A 22439-nucleotide genomic window follows, 5' to 3' on the forward strand; every position below is an offset into this window, starting at 1 on the left:
CTATACTGTATATCAAGAAAGGAAGAGCAAGATATAGACAGATAACGTGATCTGTATAAATTCAGACAAAAATGCAAAATTGTAAAAAAGGTGATCTGTATGAAAAAAAGTGAAAAAACAAAAAGGCAATTAGCCAGTGTCTTAAAAGACTTAATGGTCCTTAAGCCGTTAGAAAAGATATCGATACAGGAAGTCATGGAGAAAGCACAATTGAATCGACAGACGTTTTACTATCACTTTGAGGATATTTATGATTTATTGAAGTGGACACTAGAGCGAGAGGCAATTGAGTTACTGGATGATTATAAGGATGAAAGCCTTTGGCAAGAAGGCTATCGCGATATATTATTGTACTTAGAAAAAAATCGAGCGTTTGCACTAAATGCTATTAACTCCATGGGCCATGAGCATTTTAATCGCTTTTTCCATCAAGAAATATATAGCATTATTGAAGACTTTGTGAAGCAAATTGCGGAAATGTGTCAAGAGGTAGAGAAAAAATATATGAGTTTTGTGACCCATTTTTTCACTGTATCCATTACGGCTGTTACCATTAGCTGGCTACAGGGCGAGCTTGATTTTTCCGTTGAAGAGCTTATTCAAATGGTGGATCGGTTCTTAAGCGACCACTTAGAAGGAACTAAAACGCTATATGGTGTAAATAATACTAGCTGTCTCAAGGCAATCGATATTTAAAGAAAAGGAAGTGCTATTATGAATGCTGAATTGGTGATGCAGGAGCTAGAGGCTCTTGGCAAGGAACGGACGAAAAAAATGTATATGTCAAATGGCGCCCATGAGCCGTTATTTGGTGTGGCAACAGGTGCAATGAAGCCCATTGCGAAGAAAATTAAAATCGATCAGGCTCTAGCAGAAGAGCTTTATGCTACTGGTAACTATGATGCGATGTACTTTGCTGGCATCATAGCAGATCCAAAAGCCATGACTGTGGAAGATTTTAATCGATGGATGGAGGCAGCTTATTTTTATATGCTGTCGGATTATGTAGTAGCGGTTACTTTAGCAGAGGCACCGATTGCTCAGGAGGTGGCGGATGCGTGGATTGCCAGTGGTGAGGAACTGAAAATGTCTGCGGGCTGGAGCTGCTATTGCTGGCTATTAGGGAATCGCAAGGATAGCGAATTTTCCGAGAGCAAGCTGGCTAACATGCTGGATGTCGTGAAAAATACCATCCACGACGTACCCGAACGTACAAAATCGGCCATGAATAATTTTTTATATACAGTGGCTATTTCCTATGTGCCGCTCCACGAACAAGCAGTAGCAACCGCACAAGCGATTGGTCCTGTAGAAATGAAGCGAGACAACAAGAAAAGCACACAGCTAAATGCTTATGAAACAATTCAAAAGGAAATAGAGCGAGGCAGAATTGGCTTTAAACGTAAATATGTAAGATGTTAATCATCCCATTTAAAAGGCATCTATCCTATAAGGATGGATGTCTTTTAAAACGAAAAAAATCAATGAATAATAATATATTTTTATTGAAAATCGATAAATTTTATTTTAAAATCAATATATCATTACCAGTGAGGTGTTTTGTATGAAACATAAAAAGGGGTCAACCATTTTCCTAAAGAGTGTGATTATGCTGCTAGGTATCCCTGTATTAGCTTTAGGACTATTTTGGCTACCTGGGATAGCCAGTAGAGATGCAGCGGCACATCCCGAATCCTCCTATTTGTCTTATCTTTTTTTACTCTATGTGTATGCACTATGCATTCCCTATTACACGGCGTTGTATAAGGCCTATCGCCTCTTAACGAACATCGACCAGCATAAAGCGTTCTCCAAATCATCTGTACGGGCTTTGAGAACGATCAAAAATTGTGCTCTCACTATTGTAGCCGGCCTTGTGCTAGGTATTGCAACAATTATGATGATGTTTACTGGCAAGGAAGATATTACAGGAATTTTTACGCTGACACTCATAAGCATCTTTATAACCAGTACGATTGCAACCTTTGCAGCCGTTCTGCATCGACTACTCCAAAAAGCCATTGATCTCCAAAACGAAAATCAATTAACCGTATAACAAAATGGCACTACCAATCTTGACTGGTAGTGCCTTTTATTGGTTTAAAACTAATTTCCTATAAAAACATATCAAAATTCTCTTTTCAATAGTATAATAATTACATATTTTGATAATTGGAGGATTTATATGAAGAAATTGGTTTTGTTGGTGGCGATGCTTACATTATTTTTCACCACTGCCTCTATTGCGAGTGCACATCCAGGGCGTTTAGATAGCAATGGCGGTCACAACTGTTCTGACAAATCAAAGGCTAAAGGGCTTTGTTCTGGCTATCATTATCATAATGGCAATGGTGGCAATAATGCAGGGTCTTCTTCAGGCGGTCAAAGTTATTCTGCGCCAGCCCCTAAAGCAACTGTAGCACCTGTATTAACGAAGGTTGCTGTCTATTTAAATGACGTGAAGCAAAATTATACGCCTAGCGCTTATATGAAAAATGGCACAACCTTAGTGCCAATGAAGGCAATCTTTGAATCTCTTGGGGCAACGGTTAGCTATGATAATGCAACGAAAAAAGTAACGGCAACAAAGGACAGTAAAAAAATTGTGATTGGTGTGGGGAATAAAACGGCTTATGTTGATACAAATGGTTCTGCATCAACAATCACACTCAGCCATCCTGCTGAAATATATCAAGGTACAACAATGGTGCCTTTACGCTTTGTCAGTCAAGCACTTGGCGCAAATGTAACATTTGATGAGGCAGCACTTGTTGTTTATATCTCAACTAAATAATGGACAAGTCTTAAGCAGTATGCTCCTACAAGGTGCTGCTTTTTTTATTGTTTCTTAAAGTTAAAATCATACTTCTTGTTGATTTTACCAGCAATCGTTTCTAGAAATAAAGCCACTGTCATATTCTCGACTTCATTTGTATACCATGCTAGCTTTGCACCATAGTTCTTTTTATTATAATTCACTTCTAATGGCCAGAAATTTTTTGTTTTATACGTATAATCAAATTTTACATAGAGTTGCTTACCATCGGGACATTCCATCACCACTTGGTATAATGGATTTTTTCTTTCTTGTTCAAATTTTACTTTTCTTATTTTGGTTAACATCAAAACCCCTCCTCTCTTCTACTACATTCGACAAAATTTTTAAAAAACCTTTATTCAATGAAAAAGGATAAAGCTCGTGATGACATAGGAGCTTTATCCTGCACAATTAGTTGGCTATAAATTTGTCGTAATAGCGTTTCAGCATGGTCGCCATTTGCTCTCTTGTTAAGGCGCCTGCTGGATTCATGTTCTTACTTCCATCGCCTCGGATAATGCCTTCGCTAATAGCCCACTCCCAAGCCTCTTTATGGGCTGCTCCCACTTCTCTGCTTGTTTGTAAACTAGCTTTTTCAGCTAGTAAGCTTTTCAACGTCTCTATTTCTTGTTTTAGCTCATTATATTGTGACACAGTTAATCCCTCCTCAAGCCCATTTTTAATATCTTGCTGGAACTGTGCTTCTGTAATCCCCATACTTTTTAAATAGTCAAAAGGATCTTTGTGCGTAGTGCCTCCTAGATTTTCCGCAATCCATCGATGTGACTTAATACCGTTGCCGCTACCATCTAAAACAGTGGGAATCCCTGCCTCTATCGCAAGCTTACGTAACAGCCAAATATAAGCCGCATAGTCCTTTTTAAATTGTTCCTTATCAGCAGTCCGTGCCAATTCCACCTGGGCATAGCTATACGGATTTCCCTTTGGTCCACAGCCATATTGCACGAGATTGACTGGGGCTACTTGTACGATTCTTCCACCACCGCCTACCCAGTGAGAAACAAAGGCATTGGCTTTATTTCGATTCATATAGGCAATTTCGTTTTCCAATGCATTTGGACCTGTATTGCTGCCATTACCTGATTCATGCGCCACAACGTATTTGACTGCCGTTAGCGCTTGATTCGGTAGCCCTGACATCATCTGTTTTTCAATAACATAACTCATGTTGCACCGTCCTTTCCTATTATTTTTAGCGACTGACGCTATGTTATTCTTTTCTTCTTTTTGGGTTTTTTAGGGTAAACAACAGATAATTAGAGGTTCCTTTTGAGGCTTATTAGCTTCTTTTCGCGCTTAAGGCTACTGCGATCGTTTCACCTCTCTTTCCTCGAAGCTATGAAGTGTGAATGTCACAAGGACATCCACTTACTATTAGTAAATGCGCGCACAAAAGTGTTTTCTAGTTAGTTGTGCTCTTTTACTATTTTTTCATTATGATTTTATAACCTCTTTTCTCGCTTCCAAGCATTGACAAAGTATTGTTTTCTGTAGTATTTTAGTTCTTCTAAAATATTGAAAGCGAGGAAAGAAAGTGTGCAGGCAGTAGAGATTATTCGTCAATTACCAAGCTTACACGGCTTTACACAGCTAGTGAAAATTAACAAAGGCTATTCACCTGATAGCAAGTATCTGGTAACAGTTGGTGAAACGCGCTATTTGGTGCGCTTGTCAGATCTAGCACATCATGACAAACGTGCAGTAGAGTTTTCCTTGCTCCAAGAGTTAGCAAAGCAGGGTGTAAGAACACATAAAGCCGTTGACTATACCTTGTTTCAGGAAGCCAATATATCCGCAATGGTCGTTAGCTTTTTAGAAGAAACACCAGCAGATGAAATTATTCAGGAACTTTCTGACTCTGAGCAATTCCACCTTGGGCTTGCGGCGGGGAAAGAATTAAGAAAAATACATCAAGTGAGCCCTCCGCAAATGATTCATTGGGAGACAACACAGCTCAAAAAGTTTTCTACCTATTTGAAGGCATACCAACAAGATGCCTATCAACTTCCACAAGAAGCTAAACTATTGCGCTTTATTGAAACGCACTTACCACTGTTAAAGCAACGCCCCATCACCCTGCTTCATGATGATTTTCATCTCGGTCACATTATTTGTAAAGGACATACTTACAATGGGGTGATAGATTTTAATGGCTATGATGTGGGTGATCCTTATCATGATTTTTATAATCTTGCCTTGTTTAGTAGACGACAAAGTATCCCCTATTGTATTGGGCAGATTGATGGCTATTTTTCATCTTCACCAGACGATATGTTTTGGCGGTTATATGCCCTCTATGCAGCCATGACTGTCTTTTCAACCATTGTTTGGACTCGTCACTATGACCCACGCTCCTTTGACGATGCGTTGGAAAGAATTCACATGATTTTACAGGATCATGATAACTTTTCATCGATTAAGCCTTTATGGTATGCGGAGAATTTATTCACTCCGTAAGAGGGCTAAAATTTTTTGTCGTTCTGCTGCAAAATCAATTGTTGGCTGAAATTCTTGTTCCTGATCACCACGCTGCTGAAACCACTGCGGAATGATTTCCCGTCGTCTGGCTTTAGAATGTGATGACACTTGCTGCTTGCGGGCTTGAAAACGCTGCTGGTCGATAGCAATATCTGCAAGACTCTTTATGTTCTGATGGCACCAATTTTGTAAGATGCTCTCTACATACCGCCAGCGTAAAACATTATGCTCCACCGCTAGCTTCATCGCATAGATGACCATGTCCTCTGAAAAAATAGTGAGCCAGTGACGAATTTTACTAGCAATATAGGCTGTTTGTTTGCCAAAGCCTTGTTGTACATAAAAGTGGTAGGCAGTGTTAGTAGACTCCTTATCATCTTTATCTTTTAGTAATTGATTATTTAGTAAATTATTATTTAGTAGTGTGGGCTTTTCCGTCGATGGTACGACCGTTGACGAATTTCCCGTTGACGGTATAGCAGCACGTTTTGATGCTTCATAAACGAAAAATTCTACCCTACCGAACTTGCCGTCTTTTCCTCGTTCCTGTACTTTTTGAAGATAGCCCGCCTCTATGAGTTCGTCCAAAATTTTGGCTGTCGCTTCCCGCCCACATTTACTACGTATTGCTATATCTGCAAGACTAAATGACCAATCATCTGGCAAAGACAGCATATAGGCAAGCAGACCCTTTGCTTTCCAGCTTAATTGCTCATCATTTAAAAAGGCTTTATCCAAAACCACATAATTCTCCTTTTTGGCTACTCGATAAATCATGACGATCCCTCTTTCCATCTAATGTCCTTTCTAACTATATAAAGAAAATTTTTAAAAATGGGACATAAAAAAAGAACATGCCATGAAGCATGCTCTTTTAAGCAGGTGAAAAAAATTTTTTAGCGAATTCCTATCATAACAAGCGAAAGGTGGTAGAAAGAATGAATTTTGTAACGTCCCCTCTTACCAAGAAGGTGAATAATGTTTTTATTCATGTCCGAGATTTACGTCAATCAGCAGAATGGTATAGCCAACTTCTTGGTCTGCCCTTTTGTGAAGAGAAGGTAGTTTCGCCTGTCTACAATTTACCCATTTCCTCTGAGACGGGAATTACCTTAGACGATCACACATTTGATCCTGGCTTTCAGTTACAGCCGTCCAAGCATGTGTTGTTTAATTTCTACACAAACAATATTGACGATGCCTATCAGTCTATGCAAGACAAGGGCATTCCGATTGTTCGGCCTATAGAACGTTTTGATGACTTTGCTTACTTCAACATTCAAGATTTAGATGGAAATATAATCATGATCTGTAATGGGTAATGCAAGCAGCAGAAGCAAACAATTGCTTCTGCTGTTTGTTATTCATAAAGCTCTTTATAGACAATGACTTTTAAAGCTGCAATCTCTTCATCGGATAATTTGCCTTCCACCATTTGTAGAGCTTCTTCCTGCGTCATCGAGCCGTCCTGCAATTTTACACGCATGTCGTTCAAATCGGTAATGCCCACTTTTTGAATTAAGACTTTCGTTGCCTCTTCTTTTGTCGTAAACGGTAATGTACTGCTATCGACCGTTTTCGCCTCTTCCATATAGGCTTTTAATTGTGGGTCATTTTCAATGGTATTTTTGATTTCTTCCTTTTGTCCGCTATTTTCTAATTCTGTCGACAAGGTATCTACAATTTTTTCAGAGGCAAATTTTGTGCCGAAATGTAGTACACCATACCCCACTACACCAACAAATATAGCAATTACCACTAGAAATTTAATCAATCTCAACTACGCTCACTCCTTTATACACGTTCATCATACTATATGGAGCGGTTGTTGAGAAACAATTCTCCCTAGAAATTATGTAAAAAAACCCCATCTTTGTAGATGAGGCTTATTTAACGTATTTCAAATACTTCCGCACAAATTCAACAATGTAGAGAACTTCCTCTTCCGTCATCGTTAGCAGCTTGCAAACACGTTGTAGTCTAGCAGGTAATGCTAATTGCTGACGTACCTGATGAATATACATATATTTGCATTTCCGCGGATTTACTTTGTCTCGTATTTGCTTATATCGTAGGTATGCATAGCGGGCAAAGGCGTTGAGCATCTCCCGCTCCTGCTCATCACGCTCCCTCTTTTTAGCAGCTTCATCAATGATGTCCGTGTCAAATATCTGTGTACCATCTGTTAATTGCATAGTACCACCTCTCTATTGCAAATGTACTCCTCTCTATTAAATGCAACAAAAAAAGCCACACCTAGGGTAGATGTGACACTTTTTATGATTTTTATATGTAATGATTGGTGGATAGAATTCTAAATGTGACGGATACAATGTCTAATCTGACGGATACATCGCTCATTTTGATGGATAGAATCGCTTAGAATGGATTGCTCATTTCAAATCGGTGGATAGAATGCTAAATGTGCTGAATACCAAGCTTATTCTAAATTGATGGCTGCTATTAGCTTCATAAATAATAAACAAAGATTGCTACGATAATGTTTGGTATTGCTAATAGTAACGCATTATTCATGAGAAGATTGCGTTCGTTTCTGTCTTCATTGGTTTCTGTTGCGAAATTGGCGCGCATTCTATCTCCGCTTGCGATGGCTCCTGACAATAACATGGCAGAAACGATGAAAATTCCACCGAGTAGCCCTGAAAGCAAATGGGCTTCCTCTGTACCCCATATGAGAATGGAGCATATCACACCTAGAATGGACAAGATGGTGCCAATGCCTATATACTTCATTTTCAGCCCCCCTTCGTTTATTATACGGCTAACCGCTCTTTTTCGTTTCAATAAATCCCTATTTACCTATACAAGATTTTTCCTTTTCCAGTAAAATAACTATAAGGAGGGAGGCTATGCAAATGAAAGACAAAATAAGTGCATTAACGAAAATGACCTTAGATGATTTAGTACATAATAGATATGAGAAACTTCAACAGGAGAAGATATTAACAGAGGATACTGCTATATTTCTGCAGGAGGTTTTCGCCTTGCAAGGTACCTTAACATGGCCGCTGGATGAAGCTTCCTTAGCTATTGATGTGTATGAAATGAACGACCAAAGTTGTTTCACAACAGAAATTCGCTATTTATGGTTTGATGATGAAGAAAGTGCTGTGGTTCTTTTTTGCAAGGCCTATACAAATGCAGATCAAACGGAGATCACTGCTTTCATGATTGATACGGTTGATGCCTAGTATAGTATCCGCGCCAAACGTTCATAGTAAGTATGGTGTGAAACTCACGCCGAATCATACGACGGAGGGATCAATTTATGAATGGAATTCGTGAAGGTTTAATCCCCACTATACTCGGGTCAGCTGTTACGGCGGCAGGCTATGCAATGAAGCAAAAACATGGCTCTAACAAAATGGTGGCCAATACGATTTTTGGCTTTGGCTTAGCACATATTGTGTTAGGTGCGATTGACCTGGTAGAGCATCGTCGTTAACGAGAGAAGGGCACGCTATGTGCTCTTCTTTTTTGTATTTTTTTCTATTAAATGCTAACATTGTCATAAAAGCTTAAGGAGTACAGTGATGGCGACAATAGAAGATTTTATAGCACTTGATATACGAATCGGCACGGTATTAGAGGCTGAGGAACTGCCAAAGGCTCGGGTTCCTGCGATTAAAATGAAAATTGATTTTGGTGAAGAATTGGGCATTAAACAGTCTTCCGCACAAATTACGAAGCGTTATACACCCGAAGTCATTATTGGGAAGCAAGTAGTGGCGATTGTTAATTTCCCGCCACGTCGCGTTGCGGGTTTTAAGTCAGAGGTATTAGTCATTGGTGGTGTACCTGTGGAGGGAGATGTAATCCTGTTAACGCCCGATCAGCAGCTGCCCAATGGAACGAAAATACAGTAAAAGCCTCTCGCATTATGCAAGAGGCTTCTTTTTCTGAAGTGGTATCCAGATTTCACTTGTAAAGGTTGGTGAGGAAAAATCCGTGCTTGTATGGCGCACGATTTCTGGACCAGCAACCTGTTCATAGCCAGATGATGGGAACCACTCCGCATAAATGCGCCCCCATGTTTCCTGCAGTGTTTGTGGGAATGGTCCAACCGCTTCAAAGACAGCCCACGTACAAGCGGGTACATCCAACTGTGAAAAATGGTGAGACGTTTCGGTTGTGGCTACGCCGATATAATGATCAAGCTCGCCCTTTTCCTCCATTCTGCCCTCAGAAAAGTTTGTGGAGGCTTGGATGATTCCTGTTGGTTCTAGATTCGACAGCTTTTTTAGTTGCCCAATATCCTCCATTGTTAATGCACGTGCCATTTCAGTTATCGCTTGATTTTCTCCTTGAAAGACGATAGGTACTCTTTTCATAAGACCCACGATGTGAAACGCTTCTTTTTGTTCGAGTCGGTAATTCATTTCACAACCTCCTTGTATGGTAAGTTGGAAGGTCATTCGTGGAAACGCTTTTAGGTGCTGACCATTTTGCCTCGCCTCCGATGGTGTGATGCCATGCATTTGCTGAAAGGCTCTTGTAAATGCATCTGCAGAGCGATAGCCATAACGAATCGCGATATCGAGAATTCTCATAGATGAATCTGATAGTTCCAGTGCGGCAAGCGTCAGACGCCTACGACGAATATACTCTGATAGCGAGATGCCTGCTAGAAAGGAAAACATACGTTTAAAATGGTATTCCGAACAATAAGCTAATCTCGCAGCTTCTTGCACATCAATTTCCTCTGTTAGATTGGCCTCGATATACGTAATCGCCTTATTCAACCTTGTTAAAGAATCCACTTCTTTCACCTTCCTTATCTTTACTTTAGCAGGAATAGTAGCCCTTCATCCGACAATTGGTGCCCCATTTAGTCGCCTTCCAAAAAATAATCTATCGAGCAGGCAGATAACTAGCTTTTGAAGCTACTTTCACATACATATAATAGTGTAAAGCTAATTTTAGCCTTACACCTCCTGACTTGATACTTAGGGTCACTGCTCGCACAGTGGCCCTATGAAAATAAAAGATCATTGTGTCGGATCATAATTTTCGTTACAATATTTGTAAAAATAGTCTATTGAGCTGGAGGCAGCAACATGGATCGTCTTTTCCAGTGGTACAAGTATTTAAAATACATACTCATTCCTATAATTATTTTAAAATACTTACAAGGTGAGGGTGTAAATATGCTCTCCTATTTGGTGTGAGCTTTTTACTCATTATTCTACAGGATTTTTTCGCCATTCGTAAAAAAACAAAATTCCTACTCCGTCTCATCATACTGATTATTTTATTGTTTTTGTTCATAACTGCCATTGTCTATCAAGCGACAATGTCTATTATTTTTTCAATCCTACTACTATGCGTGTTAGGTATGGCACTTTATTTACATAGAAATGAAGAAGGAGAACAATAAATGGTACATGAAAATAATAGTAAGCGATTACTTTTAATCATCGGTTGGGTCAATGTGGTAGTAGCCCTTCTCCTATTCCAAGCTTTTTGTGGGCTTATGGCTATCTGTATGGGGATTGTACTTAAAAAGGATTATCAAGCACCAACCCATGGGCTAGTCTTGATAGGAGTTGGTATCGTGAGTACGGTTATAGGTTGGATGCTCAATCATTTCTATATGTAAAAATGACCAAGAACCTAGATTCTTGGTCATTTTATAATTAGCGATAACTATGATGTGTTGGTTCAAATAATGCTTCATCGGCGTTTCGCACAAGTGAGAAATGATCCACATTGTAATGGCCATGCAGGATGTCGTTATGGTGGGCAACCGTATCTTCTGGTGATAAGTATTGGGAACCATTTGTTGAATGGCCATCTCCCACCAATGTGACATCAAAGCCCTGAATAGTTGCTGCTCTAACTGCTGTATCCACGCAATGCTCGGTTTTGCAGCCCATCATCACCAAATGCTCTACCTCATTGGCCTGTAAATAATCGAGTAAGCCTGTCTTATAAAAAGCGTTCGTAGCCAGTTTATCAAAATAAACAGCGGTAGTTGGTACTTGGATCGCTTGATGTACCTGAAAGCCTTTCCCTTCTCCACCAGCTACATCCCGATCACGCACAAAGATAATATGTGCCTCTGCCTCAGTAGCTTTTTGAATAACGGCATTGATTGTTTTAAGCAATTCATCCTTGCGATAGACGGCTTGTTCATCCTGATTCCCCTCGATTAATTCTTGCTGTGCATCAATGATCACTAGTGCTTGCTTCAAAAGCATCTCTCCCTTATCGTTTGCTAACAACATTTTACCATTAATAGTTAATTTCTGATATGCATTATTTTATAACTTTTGAAACCGTCATACCATCCCCAATGGGTAAAAGAATCGAATCCAGCTGCGGATGATTAGCCACTGTGACATTGAACTTTTTCATGATGGCTGTATAGCGCTTGGGTGTCGCCATAGGGTCTGCTACACTGCCTCCTGCTAGGACATTATCTGTCACAATGAATGCACCAGGGCTTGCTAGCTGTATGCAATAGGCTAAATAATTTTCATAGTTATCCTTATCAGCATCAATGAAGAAAAAATCAAAACACTGTCCCGTTGCCACAAGCTTTTCAAGGCTATCCAATGCAGGACCTGTCATATACGTTACCTGCTCGGCAAAGCCTGCCTTGGCAAGATTTTTGGCGGCTAGCTGTGCATATTTATCCTCTAACTCTAGGGATGTCAGTTTGCCTTTCCCTTCCATTCCTCTCGCCAGACAAATACCACTAAAGCCGCCAAGAGCACCAATTTCTAAAATAGCCTTTGACCTAGTAATCGATACAAGCATCGTCAACAGCTTTCCTGATGATCGAGAGACAGAAATAGCAGGCATACCATTTTCGGCAATAGAGGACAGGACATCCTCTAATAGGGCATCGTCCTGATAAAATACCTCATCTATATAGTTATTCATTTGTTTCATGTGCGTTATCTTCCTCTTGTAGACTGTCGTTGGTTTCATTTTCTTGAATATCAAACAACTGGCAAAATTCTTGGATAACTAGATCGATGGCTTTTAATTCACCGACTAAAATTTGCTGAATCGATTGAAATTCTGGCTGTTCTAATTGCTGTTTAATGGTAGCTCGCTTCACATACAGCATCTCTAAAAATGAAATCGCTTTGCCGCGTCGGAACGTTTTTGCTCCTCGCTGTGGCGCGCCTTCCATGCCTCTGTGGCGTCCTCCACGGTGGTGTCCCTCTCTCATATGCTCTCTAAATCCAGATCCTCTCATTTCTAAAACACTCCTTTTGTATACATTTGTATACATTAACTTAAACTGATTGTATACAAACGTATACAAATTGTCAATTAAACATAATGCTTTTATGCTTCAACATATGTTAGACAGTAGGGTAAATGTATCGAAATGGAGGTTAGATGAGTGAAAAGGGTTATAAAATATGTGTTGGGCATCGGTACATTATTGATACTGTCAGGCATATTTTTGATTGGAGCACAATCTCACTATAATCAGAAGGAAATTAAAATTGCCAGTAAGCTATGTCTTGAAAATGGCGGACAGCCTACTATCATCCGCGATTATTTGGCTTTGAATTACTCCTTTTCATGTCAGAAGAACTGAGGTAGTACATATATGGATAGTGAACTGAGTTGCTAGAAAATCGAGTAAATTTCATCTATCTTTCAGGCAAATGGCTAGCTAACAAGATTACTTTTACATACAAATAGTAGGGTAAAGCAAATCTAGCCTTTCCACAGCTCTCCTGTTTTGAGGTCACTTTTCTTGGAAGGTGGCCTTTTTTGGCATGAAAAAAGACGTCATGTCGACGTCTTTAATGTTTGATCGATATCCTCAATCAACCTATCCACTTGTTCCTTTGTTATCTTGATGACATATAATTCTGTCGTTTCGATTCCATCAAGGCTTGTTAGGTGTTTAGGATATTGATAGTTATTTGATATCTCCTTGTCCATACAATCACCTCTTCAATAGATATATTCGACATAAAGTATAGCAAACCTTCTATAAAAAGGAAAATAACAGTATATTTTTTCACTAAAATAGCTATCATTTGGACGATTTAGGATAAAGAATGGTTAAAGCGATAAGTCCATTTAGACTATCCGTGTGTAAAAGTGCTTATTGCTTACCAAATTTCGCAATTTTTTTGAGGTAGAAAGAGCCGATGGAAACAATGATAGCTCCATAGACTTTCAGCATCACATTTCTAACAGGCGCCTCCTCTATGGTTGTACTGAGAAAGGCACATCCTAGGACAATGATTACCATCCCGATGATGGCATGAATATATTTCACTATATTCCCCCTTTTCTAGTAGGCAAGTCCGACGCGTGTTCTCAAAAATTCCTCACTGAAGATTTGTTGGTAGGCAAAATCTGCTGTATCCGCTACTGAAATTTCGCTACCTCCCTCTGGCAAGAAGTTGCGTTCAACGCGGTAGTTTCCTGTCCAGGCCCCATCAGGTAAATAGGTAGGACAAACAATTGTCCAATCCATTGCAGATTGCTGTAGCTGTTCGAATACACGTTGGTGCTCCTGTGCAGCAAAGGTCGATTTTCGTTTCGATTCCGTTGATTGGTAACGAAGAAGAGTCGGCGTTACACGACTTTGTAGAATCCCTGCTGTTCCAATCGTAATGATTCTTGTCACCTGTTGCTTTGTCATCGCTTCAAGAATCAATGGTAAGCTAGCCGATAATGTAGTGCCTCCATCTGTATTTAATGCACTCACCACCACATCCACATGATGCATTGCCTGCTCGATATCCTGCTTGTTTAAAACATCCCCTTTCATTACACACAGCTGTTGATGATGGTGCGGTAATTTATCGGGATTTCGGACTAATAGGGTGACCTCATGCTGATCCTTTATTGCTAGTTCTACCAAATGGCTGCCGACACGTCCACTCGCGCCTAATATTAAAATTTTCATTTCTCTCACCTCTTTATCATTATATTACAATTCCCTTTATATGTAAAAAGGCACAGATCACAGTGCCTCCCCTCTACTATTCACGCTCTAGTAATTGAACATCAACCATAAATAGATGCATATTATTCTTTTCAGCTAGCTCATCGATAATCGATTGAATTTCACTTTCTGTACTTACATCAATTTCTTCCCCATCGTGTAATTGAATAGTGATGACTTGATGCGCTGGAGAGTCTATTAGATAACCAACTGTACTATCAGGCGAGTAGCCTGCCGACCGTATCGCCTGTAACACTTGTTTTGTAAAATTCGTAGCTTGTAATTTTTCGCCAAGCTCTTCAGCATAGGGAGTTGCTCTTTCGGTGCTCGGAGCTATAGCTAAAGGCTCCCTTTGTGCCATCCACAATGACATCACAACCAGTAAGCACATGAATAAAAAGAAGATTTGCAGGACACTTTTCATACACTCGCTCCATTTCTCCATGAAATTTACAGGCGGAAGTCTAGCAATCTTTTGCCCTGAAATTGTTATTATTCTCACAGCTATGTATGGCTATTTCTCTCTTTTTAATTATTAAAAAATAATTTTCTTTTTGTACAAAGGGCAAATTACCAAGAAGTTTTGTTTGTGGCTTCATAGATTAGAAATGTAAAGGTTAGCGCTACCATTACTAAAAAACTAACAAAAAGGGAGATTAAAAGATGCAGGATAGTAGATATAGTCAATATATGAATTGGAATCATAAAAAAGAAAAGTGCTGTGAACAATATGTAAAATGCTATTGTCATTTAGAAAAAAAATGTGAACACAAACAAGAAGGATGCAAATGCAAACAGAAGCATGAGCATTGCAAATGGGAACAGAAGCATCAGCGATGTAAGTGTCATGAAAAGGATGACCATTGTAAATGGGAACATAAGGAGGATTCTTGCTCTTGCAAAAAAGAGGAGGAAGAGTACTACTACGAGAAGGATTATTCCAAAGATCACAAGTGTAAAGGCTGTATTTGTCATCTATTAAGATGCTTATCTCCTGGCACTTTGGTTGATGTTATTTTAGCAGGTGGCGGTAGCTTTGCAGGAATTTTATTCATCAGCTTAGATCCTAAAACTTGCTGTGCTACATTCTTAGAGGTAGATGCTGCAGCAGCAACACCACTTATCATTGATTGCCAGCAAATTATTGCCATTAGAAACGCGTAACTGTTCCATTATCCTACTTGACACCAATTCATATACCATAATCCTACCACTATAAGGGCACATTTAATCTTCTGCCAGGTTCGTGAAACCATACCTGGCAGAATTCATATTTTTCAGCTATTCATTGACAATGACTTTGACAATGGGCTCTAATTTCCCTCTATTTACATCGCCAAGATAATCAACATCTACTACGACAGCTCGTGGCTCAAAACGTTGGATACATTCTATGAGGCGTTTTGTGTTTATTTTCTTCATACGCTGGAAGGGTTTACGAATATCAGACCTTGTCACATATTCGCGGAGCGGACAAGGAATCGTAAACGTCGATAAAATAAATGCTACATTTTGTAATATACCTTCCACGCCTGTAGCATTACCATTAACATTACTTAAAGCCGTTACTTGATGTGTCATTCTATCAACCTTTCTTCTACGTTCATACAATTGGTACTTTGGAAAAAGAGCACTTTGTTATTTATGCTTGCTCATTAAAAATTATGAACGCTTTGTTTTTATGTACCCAATGTTATTTTTATTCAAACAACATCTTAGTTGATAGGCTGACCTACAAGCTTAGCGCATGATAGCGTAGTAAATAACATACAGCCAGCTAAAACAGCCATGGATGATTGCCCAAATGATGGAGTGATGCACACTCCAGGAGATCGTAATCGCTAAAACCGAACCAAAGCCAATGCCATTTTTGACCACCGTTTTATGCTCCACTTTTTTCACCTTCCTAGTGCTTTTTAACTCTCCTTCTTGCCATCGCAATCGGTTTCCCTCCTATCGTTTTCTATGTTTATGCAGGAACGAACAAGGGCAATCTGAAAGAAAGGATGTGATGTTATGACAATTTTCATGCTGACTGCCACGATTGGCATCCCCAGCCTTATGGCATATCTTCAGCACAAATGGGCTAGCTTTCGCCTTCTTTTCAACATACTAGGTGTCCTTGCTGCGATTCTGTTTAGCACGATTGCCGCTACAGCTATAACGAACATTATTCTTGAGGATGTAGTCTTTATGACAACGATCCATGCTGTGTTCTTAAACCCTGTCTTTCTAATTACAGGGGCGTACCTTGGCTTATATCTGATTTACCGGTTCATCATGATGACAATTCATGAAAGAGACAAGCCGCCATCCCTTTAGTAGAAATCACAATAGACGTGCCAAGTCTGGATTGTTGGATTGTAGAATAAATAAAAATTACCATGATCCACGATGTTCAAACGCGCTTTTGCATCGGAGGCAATTTGGAGGACAAATGGCGCATCGTCACCGAAATCAACGCCACTTTGACAAAAGCTTGGATAGCCACCAATTTTATGGAGTGGATAGAGGTCTTCAACAATATCCTCAAAATAGTCGAGCTGCTCTTCATGCTCCAACGTCAATATCTCTTCCTCCAATTGAGCAGGAATACCGCCCCCATCCCATGTTGGATAGTCGTTCGTGATATGCTGTGGTATGAGTGGAAACGCGCGAATTTGTTCATGCTGCCATTCGCGCTTTACTAAGCCTTCCAAAGTGGTGTACGTTCTAATATCAAAATAAGAACAAAGATCATCCTCCATCAGATGATCAAATAGACGTTCATCGACAAAAACTGTGACTAATTGAAAAGGCTGTAATGCCATCGGTACATAGGGTAGACCTTTTAGAAAAAACGTAGCGAGCGGCTGATAGCCAGATGGTGGCTGCTCTTCTGGTAAGGACCAGCCCACATAGCCAATCCAGCTTTCCAATAAATCATGTGTAGGTCGAATACCACCCGTTTGAAAAATCGTGGCCTGCGTGGCTAGTTGAGCCCGAATTTGTTCAATTGCCATCCGCTAGCTCCTTTTGTCGACAGCAGCAATCTGTTGTATGGTCGTTTACCATGCCCACTGCCTGCATAAAAGAATAACAAATTGTACTACCGATAAACTTAAAGCCATCTTTCTTCAATTGCTTGCTCATACGATCACTAATTTCTGTCGTCACAGGCACCTCTTTGATGGATGCCCACTCATTCATAACTGGTTTGTGATCTACAAAGCCCCAAATATAATCTGAGAATGAGCCATGCTTTTCCTGTATTTGGAGATATGCTTTAGCATTTGTCACCACGCTAGCTATTTTTAATTTATTGCGTACAATCCGTGTGTCTTGCTGCAATTCCTCTAGCTTGTCTGCTGTATAATGGATAATTTTTTCCACATCGAATTGATCAAATGCCTCACGATAGCCTTCACGCTTTTGGAGAATCGTCCACCAGCTCAAGCCAGCCTGTGCCCCCTCCAAGCAAAGCATCTCAAATAAATGCTGGTCATCATAGACCGGTACACCCCACTCCTTGTCATGGTATTCCACATACAAAGGCTCATCTAGCTTGACCCAATCACATCTTTTCATTTTTATACCCTCCATTTTATGTATCCTTTACTTAATAGCTGTAATGCAAAGCCATCCTTTACTTGATTTTTCGGTGACATACACGGTTTGAAAACCGATACGTTCTAATAATTGCTTCGTTGCCTCAGGTGTTTGATAGGCTTTCATATGATAGTTCATTTTGTAGAGCTCTGCTATGATAATAAATTTCCCACCGTTTTTCAGAAGCCGCCATACTTCCTCTACATCCTGCTCCAAGGATGGCCAAAAATAGTGCGTTTGAAAGGCTGTAATCGCATCAAAAAACTGATCATCGTATGGAATGCTTGAAACGCTTGCCTCTTTCACAATGACGCAACCCCTGGCAACATTTGCTTTATTCAATTTGATTGATTCCTTCACTGCCTGTGTGGAAAAATCTATCCCATATATTATACCATTTGGATTCAATTTGGATAAAATTTGGAGCGTTTTCCCACCACCACAACCTATGTCTAACACACGATCACCGTCATTGATAGCTCCTTGCCTGATGAACCATGCATTCATACCACGATGGGAAAAATTCATAATTTGTAGCATCGTTGAGCCAATCCATCCATTTGGCTTTTTCGCTTGTTCAATTAACGTTTGTAAGAGTGACATGATTGGATTCCCCCCTCAAGTAAGATTGTTAAAATAGAATTAGAGCTTTAAAATAAAAACGCTTACTAGTTTGTACGTACTTCAAAACAATTTGTTTCATTTTTTACAAAGGAGGAAGATTTTATGATTCAACAAGCAAACCAGAAGGACGCTCATGCTGCGGCCTCATTAGCCTTACTGCTCTGGCCTAATCATACACTAGAGGAATTTACCGAAGAGATGACACAGCTGCTAAGGGAAGAAAACGCAGCTATTTTCCTTGCCTATGACGATGACGAAGCAGTTGGATTTGCCCAATGCCAGTTAAGAACAGACTATGTAGAAGGGACTGACTCGAGTCCAGTCGGCTATTTAGAAGGCCTTTTTGTGAGAGAGGAATATCGCCAGCAGGGCTATGCAAGACTGCTTGTGGAGAAATGTGAGCAATGGGCAAAGCATAGGGGCTGTCTAGAGTTTGCCAGTGACTGTGAATGGGACAATGACGAAAGCCTAAGGGTTCATCTTCAGCTCGGTTTTACAGAAGCTAATCGCATCATTTGCTTCACAAAAAAATTATAAAAATGGCTGACAAAAAAATCACAGGCGTTGCAAACATAGCACCTGTGATTTTTCGACATTTTTTTAGTTTAGATATGTATTGTTGGAAATATTTCGTTCGCGCTCATCTATGATTAAATGGATCATTAATGCGAGTTGTTGTTCGATTCGCATATTATTTAGATGTAAGATATCAGCAATCACATTCTTGTGCTTCTCTGCTAATTCCATCTCCTCTAGCATTAACATAATTTCCTCTTTTGTCAGCCCAAACATACTCATATCACCCCAATACTCTCTCTATTTATTATTGTAAAATCATTACTCCCATTTCATAATTAACGAAAATTTATCTTATTGCATGAACCATTTTTACTAATTATAGGTTTAAACATAGAAAATAATCAATCTATTATCCACATTTATTTAATATTTATTTTACATTAAGTAAAAACTTTTATTATGTTGGTTATAACTTATACAAAGATTGTATAAGTTTCCCTGTGGAATATTTCAAAATATTGCAGTAATTGCAACAAGACATCTATACCATTATAAAAATATTCTTGCATTTTGTCGAATTATAGATTTTTTTTGCACAAATTAAAATTAATTAAAGCCCAAACGTATTTCTTTACCCATTTTTCACATATATGAAATATCAATACACGAATCCATAAAAAAAGTAATTTCAAAATTGAAACTACTTGTCTTATTTGTATAATCGGCTTTTATATTATTTTTTTAATATCATATTTCACTATTTCTAATTTCATGTCCTCAATTTGAGAAACCTTTGATGCTGTATCCTTCTGCCATGTCGCTGTCTGCACATGTCCTTGTACAAATATTTGGCTGTTTTCCTGTACCACCGCTGGAGCCTTTACTGCGGCTATATCAGTATGACGCATTTCCAATAATGATTTATTGGACAGCGCTAAGAATGGTCTAGCCGCCTTATCCACCCTACAATTTTCAATACGCCCCATTGATTGATCTGACCAAATCATGGCATAAGAGCTTTCTTGACCATCTTTAAAATAGCTATTAGCTATCTCAAAAATTGCATCAATGCAAGTAATTCCGTTTCCTTCCATTTGTTCAAACGTGCAATATTGTGTAAATAATCGGGCATTGTTGATATAGATATGGTGGCTTTGCAGCTCTCGAATCGTTGTATGATGCATCATGATTTTGGCATGTTCATTACCATAAACACCACCTGATTGCCCAAATTGAATAATCGATTGCTGTAGCTTTAATCCACTAGCATCAACAATAATATGAAATTGCTGATGGTTTTGAATTTTACATTGGTTCATCGAAACATTTGCCTCATCCACAATGGTAAGCCCGACAGCCATGCCATTACGAACATGACATGTATGCAATTCCACCTTGCTATTTTCTATCAACACCTGTGCCTTGACATGCCGAGAAACTTGACAATCATAGAACTTGGCTTCGGTTTTTTCTCCAAGATACACCCCATGACTTTGACCATCTGAAAAAATAGAATCAGAAACCATTAGTTCACTGCGATGAACCACCATATTCGTATCAAGATGCTCTTTTATTTCACAGCCATCCATCCTGAAAGTCGTGCTATCAAACAATTGAATGCCTACCCCTTGCCCTTGGTGCACTAAACAATTGGTCATCGTAATCTCACTCGACGCAGCCATTACTTGTGCCTTGTCATGCCCATGAATTTCACAGTCCTCCATTGTCATCTTGACATGGCGAATCGCAAAAATACCATGCTTCTTCCCTTCCAACAGCATACAATTCGTCAAGGTCAGCTCACAGTTTTGAGCGATAATCTGTGCCTTCTTATGATGCTCAAATGTCGTGTCGACTAGAATAACACTGGAGCCATTCGCCACACGCAAACCAAAATGATTCAGTGGCGTAGCAAGCACTGCACAATTTTTCATCAGCAAACTACCATAGCTCACCATCATCTGCGTTCGAATCAATTGCTCCTCAATGACACAATTCTCTAGCTGTAAATCACCTTTCACATATAGCCCCTGCCCTTGCCGGAACCGTAAATTACGCATCGCGACAGGAGTTTGATAGCGAATAAATACACCACCCTTGATGGTCACATTGCCAACCCCATACAACGTCAGCCGCTTGGCAATATCCAAGCTTTCCTCATAAATCCCATCCCGAATTTCAATCATATCCCCAGGCGCCGCCTCTTCAATCGCCTGCCCGATACTTTGATAACGATGCATAATACTCCTCTTCACCACAAGTACAGCCATTTACACACTCCTAACCAAAAAATGTTCGTACCCTATTTATATACCGAACATGCTTGTGCTTATTCAATTTTGTGTAAAATTGCTGGAATATGCAGGTGTTTATTTGGAATGTTTGACGGTTTAATGAAAGTGGGGAAAAATGAAAAAACCAACAACAACCGAATTCCCTCGGTCATTGCTGGTTTTTTTCATTTACATTATTTCTTGCGTTTCACAAATACAATAACAAAAATAGCGGCTAGTGCTGCTAGGATAGCGATCATCCAAACTGTGTTTGAGTTGGATGTTGTGTCATCTGCTGCGGCTGCTTGTTGCTCTTCTCTTGGTGTAGCGTTCGAAGACTCCATTTCTTTGGCATCCTCTTTCACCACTTGTGCAGTGCTAATTTGCACATATTGTAGTGTTGCTTCATTCGAGTCGGATGCTTCATGCTCGTGGCTGTCGCCATGGCCTTCTGCATGATCCCCGTGGCTTTCCTCTTGCCCACCGTCATGACCATGATGGTGATCCGCTGCTGTTGTAAAAATAGAACGTTCTAGCTGTTGCCCTACCCAGCTTTTGGCATCTGTTGAATCGGCAAAGATGCGAGGGTGTCCTGACAGCATGTATGTTTTACCGTCGATGATGATTCCTGTTTGGTCACCTGTGACAACGTCTTCAATCGTACCCGTTGGTCCTTCTGCAAAGCCGCCCATCTGAATAAGCGTATGTCCGCCCATATCAAATGTAAGGTGCTCTGTTAAGAATGCAATGTACTCTTCTTTCGTCATGGTTGCGTCAGGATTGGCTAGCTCAAGTTTATGATGAAAAAGTGCTGTATTTATTTCCTTGTACGTAATATCTCCCTCTAGCGAAGATACGTAATCCTCTTTTTGAGCTGCTTGTGCTAGCTCATCCACTGTTGCTCCCTCAAGGCCGAAAAAGCCACCTACCCAGCCTGCAAAGTCCTTGCGTGAAAGATTGTCTGTTGGGTTTAAGGCCATATCTTTGCCATTGTACCCAAGAAGCCCAATACTGTGTAGTATCATAATGTCCTGAATATTGGCGGCTGTTTCAGGGACATCCGTGAATAGTGTACTTTTATCCATCGTATGGGCGTAGGCAACGGGTGCCATGAATAAAGTACTCATCAATAATAAAAGTAAATATTTTCTCAAAATGATTCCAC

36 protein-coding genes are annotated in these 22439 nt (G+C 39.7%); 14 read left to right on the forward strand and 22 right to left on the reverse strand.

Annotated elements, in window-relative coordinates; all coding sequences use genetic code 11:
• Positions 1-99 precede the first annotated feature (99 nt).
• From AAJG31_RS03730 to AAJG31_RS03745, 4 genes are all read left to right on the forward strand, one after another.
• Positions 100-696: a TetR/AcrR family transcriptional regulator C-terminal domain-containing protein gene (locus AAJG31_RS03730; RefSeq protein WP_279494749.1), complete on the forward strand. Its 597-nt coding sequence runs from the start codon at positions 100-102 to the stop codon at positions 694-696.
• Positions 697-714: 18 nt separating this feature from the next.
• Positions 715-1422 carry a DNA alkylation repair protein gene (locus tag AAJG31_RS03735; protein WP_115673744.1) on the forward strand — a complete coding sequence of 236 codons (708 nt, stop codon included), beginning with the start codon at positions 715-717 and terminating at the stop codon, positions 1420-1422.
• A 142-nt stretch (positions 1423-1564) separates the two neighbouring features.
• On the forward strand, positions 1565-2056 hold the full coding sequence (locus AAJG31_RS03740) for a DUF2975 domain-containing protein (RefSeq protein ID WP_279494748.1): 492 nt from the start codon (positions 1565-1567) through the stop codon (positions 2054-2056).
• Between the two features lie 129 nt (positions 2057-2185).
• Complete coding sequence (locus tag AAJG31_RS03745) at positions 2186-2794, forward strand: copper amine oxidase N-terminal domain-containing protein (RefSeq protein WP_279494747.1); 609 nt, start codon at positions 2186-2188, stop codon at positions 2792-2794.
• Positions 2795-2838: 44 nt separating this feature from the next.
• Here the strand turns inward: AAJG31_RS03745 and AAJG31_RS03750 are convergent, their stop codons facing one another.
• Positions 2839-3123 (reverse strand): hypothetical protein, encoded by a 285-nt coding sequence (locus tag AAJG31_RS03750; RefSeq protein ID WP_048393855.1) that lies wholly within the window; start codon positions 3121-3123, stop codon positions 2839-2841.
• Positions 3124-3229: 106 nt separating this feature from the next.
• Entirely contained in the window at positions 3230-4006 is a 777-nt protein-coding gene (locus tag AAJG31_RS03755; RefSeq protein ID WP_103117966.1) for an N-acetylmuramoyl-L-alanine amidase, read from the reverse strand.
• 369 nt (positions 4007-4375) lie between these two features.
• On the opposite strand from AAJG31_RS03755, the gene AAJG31_RS03760 reads away from it, so the two are divergent.
• On the forward strand, positions 4376-5296 hold the full coding sequence (locus AAJG31_RS03760) for an aminoglycoside phosphotransferase family protein (RefSeq protein WP_279494746.1): 921 nt from the start codon (positions 4376-4378) through the stop codon (positions 5294-5296).
• Here AAJG31_RS03760 and AAJG31_RS03765 read toward each other — a convergent pair.
• On the reverse strand, positions 5282-6094 hold the full coding sequence (locus AAJG31_RS03765) for a DnaD domain protein (protein ID WP_279494745.1): 813 nt from the start codon (positions 6092-6094) through the stop codon (positions 5282-5284). The genes AAJG31_RS03760 and AAJG31_RS03765 overlap by 15 nt on opposite strands.
• 161 nt (positions 6095-6255) lie before the next feature.
• Here AAJG31_RS03765 and AAJG31_RS03770 point away from each other — a divergent pair, with 161 nt between their 5' ends.
• Positions 6256-6639 (forward strand): VOC family protein, encoded by a 384-nt coding sequence (locus tag AAJG31_RS03770; RefSeq protein ID WP_066038485.1) that lies wholly within the window; start codon positions 6256-6258, stop codon positions 6637-6639.
• A 38-nt stretch (positions 6640-6677) separates the two neighbouring features.
• Here the strand turns inward: AAJG31_RS03770 and AAJG31_RS03775 are convergent, their stop codons facing one another.
• The 3 genes from AAJG31_RS03775 to AAJG31_RS03785 all read right to left on the reverse strand — a co-directional run bounded on the left by AAJG31_RS03775 (position 6678) and on the right by AAJG31_RS03785 (position 8071).
• Positions 6678-7097: a hypothetical protein gene (locus AAJG31_RS03775; RefSeq protein WP_048393864.1), complete on the reverse strand. Its 420-nt coding sequence runs from the start codon at positions 7095-7097 to the stop codon at positions 6678-6680.
• Between the two features lie 106 nt (positions 7098-7203).
• Positions 7204-7512, reverse strand: a complete 309-nt coding sequence (locus tag AAJG31_RS03780; RefSeq protein ID WP_004228634.1) for a hypothetical protein — start codon at positions 7510-7512, stop codon at positions 7204-7206.
• 274 nt (positions 7513-7786) lie between these two features.
• Positions 7787-8071: a DUF5316 domain-containing protein gene (locus AAJG31_RS03785; protein WP_115673739.1), complete on the reverse strand. Its 285-nt coding sequence runs from the start codon at positions 8069-8071 to the stop codon at positions 7787-7789.
• Positions 8072-8187: 116 nt separating this feature from the next.
• Here AAJG31_RS03785 and AAJG31_RS03790 point away from each other — a divergent pair, with 116 nt between their 5' ends.
• The 3 genes from AAJG31_RS03790 to csaA all read left to right on the forward strand — a co-directional run bounded on the left by AAJG31_RS03790 (position 8188) and on the right by csaA (position 9204).
• On the forward strand, positions 8188-8529 hold the full coding sequence (locus AAJG31_RS03790) for a hypothetical protein (protein WP_279494744.1): 342 nt from the start codon (positions 8188-8190) through the stop codon (positions 8527-8529).
• Between the two features lie 77 nt (positions 8530-8606).
• Positions 8607-8783, forward strand: a complete 177-nt coding sequence (locus AAJG31_RS03795) for a hypothetical protein (protein WP_004228639.1) — start codon at positions 8607-8609, stop codon at positions 8781-8783.
• Between the two features lie 88 nt (positions 8784-8871).
• Positions 8872-9204, forward strand: coding sequence for a chaperone CsaA (gene csaA / locus AAJG31_RS03800; protein ID WP_004228641.1), 333 nt, complete (start codon positions 8872-8874; stop codon positions 9202-9204).
• Between the two features lie 12 nt (positions 9205-9216).
• On the opposite strand, the gene AAJG31_RS03805 is transcribed toward csaA, so the two are convergent.
• A complete protein-coding gene (locus tag AAJG31_RS03805; protein ID WP_048393870.1) occupies positions 9217-10098 on the reverse strand; it encodes an AraC family transcriptional regulator in 882 nt (293 codons plus the stop codon).
• Between the two features lie 617 nt (positions 10099-10715).
• Here AAJG31_RS03805 and AAJG31_RS03810 point away from each other — a divergent pair.
• Positions 10716-10937: a hypothetical protein gene (locus AAJG31_RS03810; RefSeq protein WP_115673735.1), complete on the forward strand. Its 222-nt coding sequence runs from the start codon at positions 10716-10718 to the stop codon at positions 10935-10937.
• 37 nt (positions 10938-10974) lie between these two features.
• On the opposite strand, the gene AAJG31_RS03815 is transcribed toward AAJG31_RS03810, so the two are convergent.
• The 3 genes from AAJG31_RS03815 to AAJG31_RS03825 all read right to left on the reverse strand — a co-directional run bounded on the left by AAJG31_RS03815 (position 10975) and on the right by AAJG31_RS03825 (position 12548).
• Positions 10975-11532 carry an isochorismatase family protein gene (locus AAJG31_RS03815; protein WP_279494742.1) on the reverse strand — a complete coding sequence of 186 codons (558 nt, stop codon included), beginning with the start codon at positions 11530-11532 and terminating at the stop codon, positions 10975-10977.
• Between the two features lie 64 nt (positions 11533-11596).
• Entirely contained in the window at positions 11597-12235 is a 639-nt protein-coding gene (locus AAJG31_RS03820) for an O-methyltransferase (protein WP_066038490.1), read from the reverse strand.
• On the reverse strand, positions 12219-12548 hold the full coding sequence (locus AAJG31_RS03825) for a hypothetical protein (RefSeq protein ID WP_279494741.1): 330 nt from the start codon (positions 12546-12548) through the stop codon (positions 12219-12221). The genes AAJG31_RS03820 and AAJG31_RS03825 overlap by 17 nt, the downstream gene beginning before the upstream one ends.
• Before the next feature lie 150 nt (positions 12549-12698).
• On the opposite strand from AAJG31_RS03825, the gene AAJG31_RS03830 reads away from it, so the two are divergent.
• Positions 12699-12899: a hypothetical protein gene (locus AAJG31_RS03830; protein ID WP_016993987.1), complete on the forward strand. Its 201-nt coding sequence runs from the start codon at positions 12699-12701 to the stop codon at positions 12897-12899.
• 197 nt (positions 12900-13096) lie between these two features.
• Here the strand turns inward: AAJG31_RS03830 and AAJG31_RS03835 are convergent, their stop codons facing one another.
• The 4 genes from AAJG31_RS03835 to AAJG31_RS03850 form a co-directional block, all read right to left on the reverse strand.
• A complete protein-coding gene (locus AAJG31_RS03835; protein WP_016993988.1) occupies positions 13097-13252 on the reverse strand; it encodes a hypothetical protein in 156 nt (51 codons plus the stop codon).
• A 166-nt stretch (positions 13253-13418) separates the two neighbouring features.
• On the reverse strand, positions 13419-13595 hold the full coding sequence (locus AAJG31_RS03840; RefSeq protein WP_181574665.1) for a hypothetical protein: 177 nt from the start codon (positions 13593-13595) through the stop codon (positions 13419-13421).
• A gap of 15 nt (positions 13596-13610) precedes the next feature.
• Entirely contained in the window at positions 13611-14231 is a 621-nt protein-coding gene (locus AAJG31_RS03845) for an SDR family oxidoreductase (RefSeq protein ID WP_259949092.1), read from the reverse strand.
• 76 nt (positions 14232-14307) lie between these two features.
• Positions 14308-14694 (reverse strand): hypothetical protein, encoded by a 387-nt coding sequence (locus tag AAJG31_RS03850; protein ID WP_103117954.1) that lies wholly within the window; start codon positions 14692-14694, stop codon positions 14308-14310.
• A 239-nt stretch (positions 14695-14933) separates the two neighbouring features.
• Here AAJG31_RS03850 and AAJG31_RS03855 point away from each other — a divergent pair, with 239 nt between their 5' ends.
• Positions 14934-15434 carry a hypothetical protein gene (locus AAJG31_RS03855; RefSeq protein ID WP_279494739.1) on the forward strand — a complete coding sequence of 167 codons (501 nt, stop codon included), beginning with the start codon at positions 14934-14936 and terminating at the stop codon, positions 15432-15434.
• 117 nt (positions 15435-15551) lie between these two features.
• On the opposite strand, the gene AAJG31_RS03860 is transcribed toward AAJG31_RS03855, so the two are convergent.
• Entirely contained in the window at positions 15552-15851 is a 300-nt protein-coding gene (locus AAJG31_RS03860) for a hypothetical protein (protein WP_048393880.1), read from the reverse strand.
• A gap of 159 nt (positions 15852-16010) precedes the next feature.
• Positions 16011-16211 (reverse strand): hypothetical protein, encoded by a 201-nt coding sequence (locus AAJG31_RS03865; protein ID WP_048393883.1) that lies wholly within the window; start codon positions 16209-16211, stop codon positions 16011-16013.
• A gap of 75 nt (positions 16212-16286) precedes the next feature.
• On the opposite strand from AAJG31_RS03865, the gene AAJG31_RS03870 reads away from it, so the two are divergent.
• Positions 16287-16592 carry a hypothetical protein gene (locus tag AAJG31_RS03870; RefSeq protein ID WP_048393885.1) on the forward strand — a complete coding sequence of 102 codons (306 nt, stop codon included), beginning with the start codon at positions 16287-16289 and terminating at the stop codon, positions 16590-16592.
• Here the strand turns inward: AAJG31_RS03870 and AAJG31_RS03875 are convergent.
• From AAJG31_RS03875 to AAJG31_RS03885, 3 genes are read right to left on the reverse strand one after another with little or no spacing between them, the layout of a single operon-like run.
• Positions 16589-17272 (reverse strand): DUF1963 domain-containing protein, encoded by a 684-nt coding sequence (locus AAJG31_RS03875; RefSeq protein ID WP_279494733.1) that lies wholly within the window; start codon positions 17270-17272, stop codon positions 16589-16591. The two genes, AAJG31_RS03870 and AAJG31_RS03875, sit on opposite strands and share 4 nt — an antisense overlap.
• Positions 17262-17837 (reverse strand): DNA-3-methyladenine glycosylase I, encoded by a 576-nt coding sequence (locus AAJG31_RS03880; RefSeq protein WP_048393888.1) that lies wholly within the window; start codon positions 17835-17837, stop codon positions 17262-17264. The genes AAJG31_RS03875 and AAJG31_RS03880 overlap by 11 nt, the downstream gene beginning before the upstream one ends.
• Before the next feature lie 27 nt (positions 17838-17864).
• Positions 17865-18461 (reverse strand): class I SAM-dependent methyltransferase, encoded by a 597-nt coding sequence (locus AAJG31_RS03885; RefSeq protein WP_279494732.1) that lies wholly within the window; start codon positions 18459-18461, stop codon positions 17865-17867.
• Positions 18462-18584: 123 nt separating this feature from the next.
• On the opposite strand from AAJG31_RS03885, the gene aac(6') reads away from it, so the two are divergent.
• Positions 18585-19019 carry an aminoglycoside 6'-N-acetyltransferase gene (gene aac(6'), locus AAJG31_RS03890; protein WP_259949077.1) on the forward strand — a complete coding sequence of 145 codons (435 nt, stop codon included), beginning with the start codon at positions 18585-18587 and terminating at the stop codon, positions 19017-19019.
• 63 nt (positions 19020-19082) lie between these two features.
• On the opposite strand, the gene AAJG31_RS03895 is transcribed toward aac(6'), so the two are convergent.
• The 3 genes from AAJG31_RS03895 to AAJG31_RS03905 form a co-directional block, all read right to left on the reverse strand.
• Positions 19083-19274, reverse strand: a complete 192-nt coding sequence (locus AAJG31_RS03895; RefSeq protein WP_048393895.1) for a hypothetical protein — start codon at positions 19272-19274, stop codon at positions 19083-19085.
• Between the two features lie 455 nt (positions 19275-19729).
• Positions 19730-21271: a right-handed parallel beta-helix repeat-containing protein gene (locus tag AAJG31_RS03900; protein WP_279494729.1), complete on the reverse strand. Its 1542-nt coding sequence runs from the start codon at positions 21269-21271 to the stop codon at positions 19730-19732.
• Between the two features lie 197 nt (positions 21272-21468).
• The gene (locus tag AAJG31_RS03905) at positions 21469-22428 is read right to left on the reverse strand and encodes a hypothetical protein (protein ID WP_279494728.1); all 960 of its coding nucleotides are present in this window, start codon (positions 22426-22428) and stop codon (positions 21469-21471) included.
• Between the last annotated feature and the right edge of the window lie 11 nt (positions 22429-22439).

This window comes from Lysinibacillus sp. BS3 (genome assembly GCF_039614735.1).
GTDB lineage: Bacteria > Bacillota > Bacilli > Bacillales_A > Planococcaceae > Lysinibacillus > Lysinibacillus capsici.

Coding starts and splice junctions, on each gene's coding strand:
- AAJG31_RS03795 (WP_004228639.1), top strand. CDS start 8,607: ATGAATGGAATTCGTGAAGGTTTAATCCCCACTATACTCGGGTCAGCT.
- AAJG31_RS03885 (WP_279494732.1), bottom strand. CDS start 18,461: ATGTCACTCTTACAAACGTTAATTGAACAAGCGAAAAAGCCAAATGGA.
- AAJG31_RS03730 (WP_279494749.1), top strand. CDS start 100: ATGAAAAAAAGTGAAAAAACAAAAAGGCAATTAGCCAGTGTCTTAAAA.
- AAJG31_RS03755 (WP_103117966.1), bottom strand. CDS start 4,006: ATGAGTTATGTTATTGAAAAACAGATGATGTCAGGGCTACCGAATCAA.
- AAJG31_RS03745 (WP_279494747.1), top strand. CDS start 2,186: ATGAAGAAATTGGTTTTGTTGGTGGCGATGCTTACATTATTTTTCACC.
- AAJG31_RS03780 (WP_004228634.1), bottom strand. CDS start 7,512: ATGCAATTAACAGATGGTACACAGATATTTGACACGGACATCATTGAT.
- AAJG31_RS03735 (WP_115673744.1), top strand. CDS start 715: ATGAATGCTGAATTGGTGATGCAGGAGCTAGAGGCTCTTGGCAAGGAA.
- AAJG31_RS03750 (WP_048393855.1), bottom strand. CDS start 3,123: ATGTTAACCAAAATAAGAAAAGTAAAATTTGAACAAGAAAGAAAAAAT.
- AAJG31_RS03770 (WP_066038485.1), top strand. CDS start 6,256: ATGAATTTTGTAACGTCCCCTCTTACCAAGAAGGTGAATAATGTTTTT.
- csaA (WP_004228641.1), top strand. CDS start 8,872: ATGGCGACAATAGAAGATTTTATAGCACTTGATATACGAATCGGCACG.
- AAJG31_RS03825 (WP_279494741.1), bottom strand. CDS start 12,548: ATGAGAGGATCTGGATTTAGAGAGCATATGAGAGAGGGACACCACCGT.
- AAJG31_RS03765 (WP_279494745.1), bottom strand. CDS start 6,094: ATGATTTATCGAGTAGCCAAAAAGGAGAATTATGTGGTTTTGGATAAA.
- AAJG31_RS03810 (WP_115673735.1), top strand. CDS start 10,716: ATGGTACATGAAAATAATAGTAAGCGATTACTTTTAATCATCGGTTGG.
- AAJG31_RS03895 (WP_048393895.1), bottom strand. CDS start 19,274: ATGTTTGGGCTGACAAAAGAGGAAATTATGTTAATGCTAGAGGAGATG.
- AAJG31_RS03860 (WP_048393880.1), bottom strand. CDS start 15,851: ATGACACATCAAGTAACGGCTTTAAGTAATGTTAATGGTAATGCTACA.
- AAJG31_RS03790 (WP_279494744.1), top strand. CDS start 8,188: ATGCAAATGAAAGACAAAATAAGTGCATTAACGAAAATGACCTTAGAT.
- AAJG31_RS03855 (WP_279494739.1), top strand. CDS start 14,934: ATGCAGGATAGTAGATATAGTCAATATATGAATTGGAATCATAAAAAA.
- AAJG31_RS03835 (WP_016993988.1), bottom strand. CDS start 13,252: ATGGACAAGGAGATATCAAATAACTATCAATATCCTAAACACCTAACA.
- AAJG31_RS03820 (WP_066038490.1), bottom strand. CDS start 12,235: ATGAAACAAATGAATAACTATATAGATGAGGTATTTTATCAGGACGAT.
- AAJG31_RS03880 (WP_048393888.1), bottom strand. CDS start 17,837: ATGAAAAGATGTGATTGGGTCAAGCTAGATGAGCCTTTGTATGTGGAA.
- AAJG31_RS03850 (WP_103117954.1), bottom strand. CDS start 14,694: ATGAAAAGTGTCCTGCAAATCTTCTTTTTATTCATGTGCTTACTGGTT.
- AAJG31_RS03740 (WP_279494748.1), top strand. CDS start 1,565: ATGAAACATAAAAAGGGGTCAACCATTTTCCTAAAGAGTGTGATTATG.
- AAJG31_RS03845 (WP_259949092.1), bottom strand. CDS start 14,231: ATGAAAATTTTAATATTAGGCGCGAGTGGACGTGTCGGCAGCCATTTG.
- AAJG31_RS03785 (WP_115673739.1), bottom strand. CDS start 8,071: ATGAAGTATATAGGCATTGGCACCATCTTGTCCATTCTAGGTGTGATA.
- AAJG31_RS03870 (WP_048393885.1), top strand. CDS start 16,287: ATGACAATTTTCATGCTGACTGCCACGATTGGCATCCCCAGCCTTATG.
- AAJG31_RS03900 (WP_279494729.1), bottom strand. CDS start 21,271: ATGGCTGTACTTGTGGTGAAGAGGAGTATTATGCATCGTTATCAAAGT.
- AAJG31_RS03875 (WP_279494733.1), bottom strand. CDS start 17,272: ATGGCAATTGAACAAATTCGGGCTCAACTAGCCACGCAGGCCACGATT.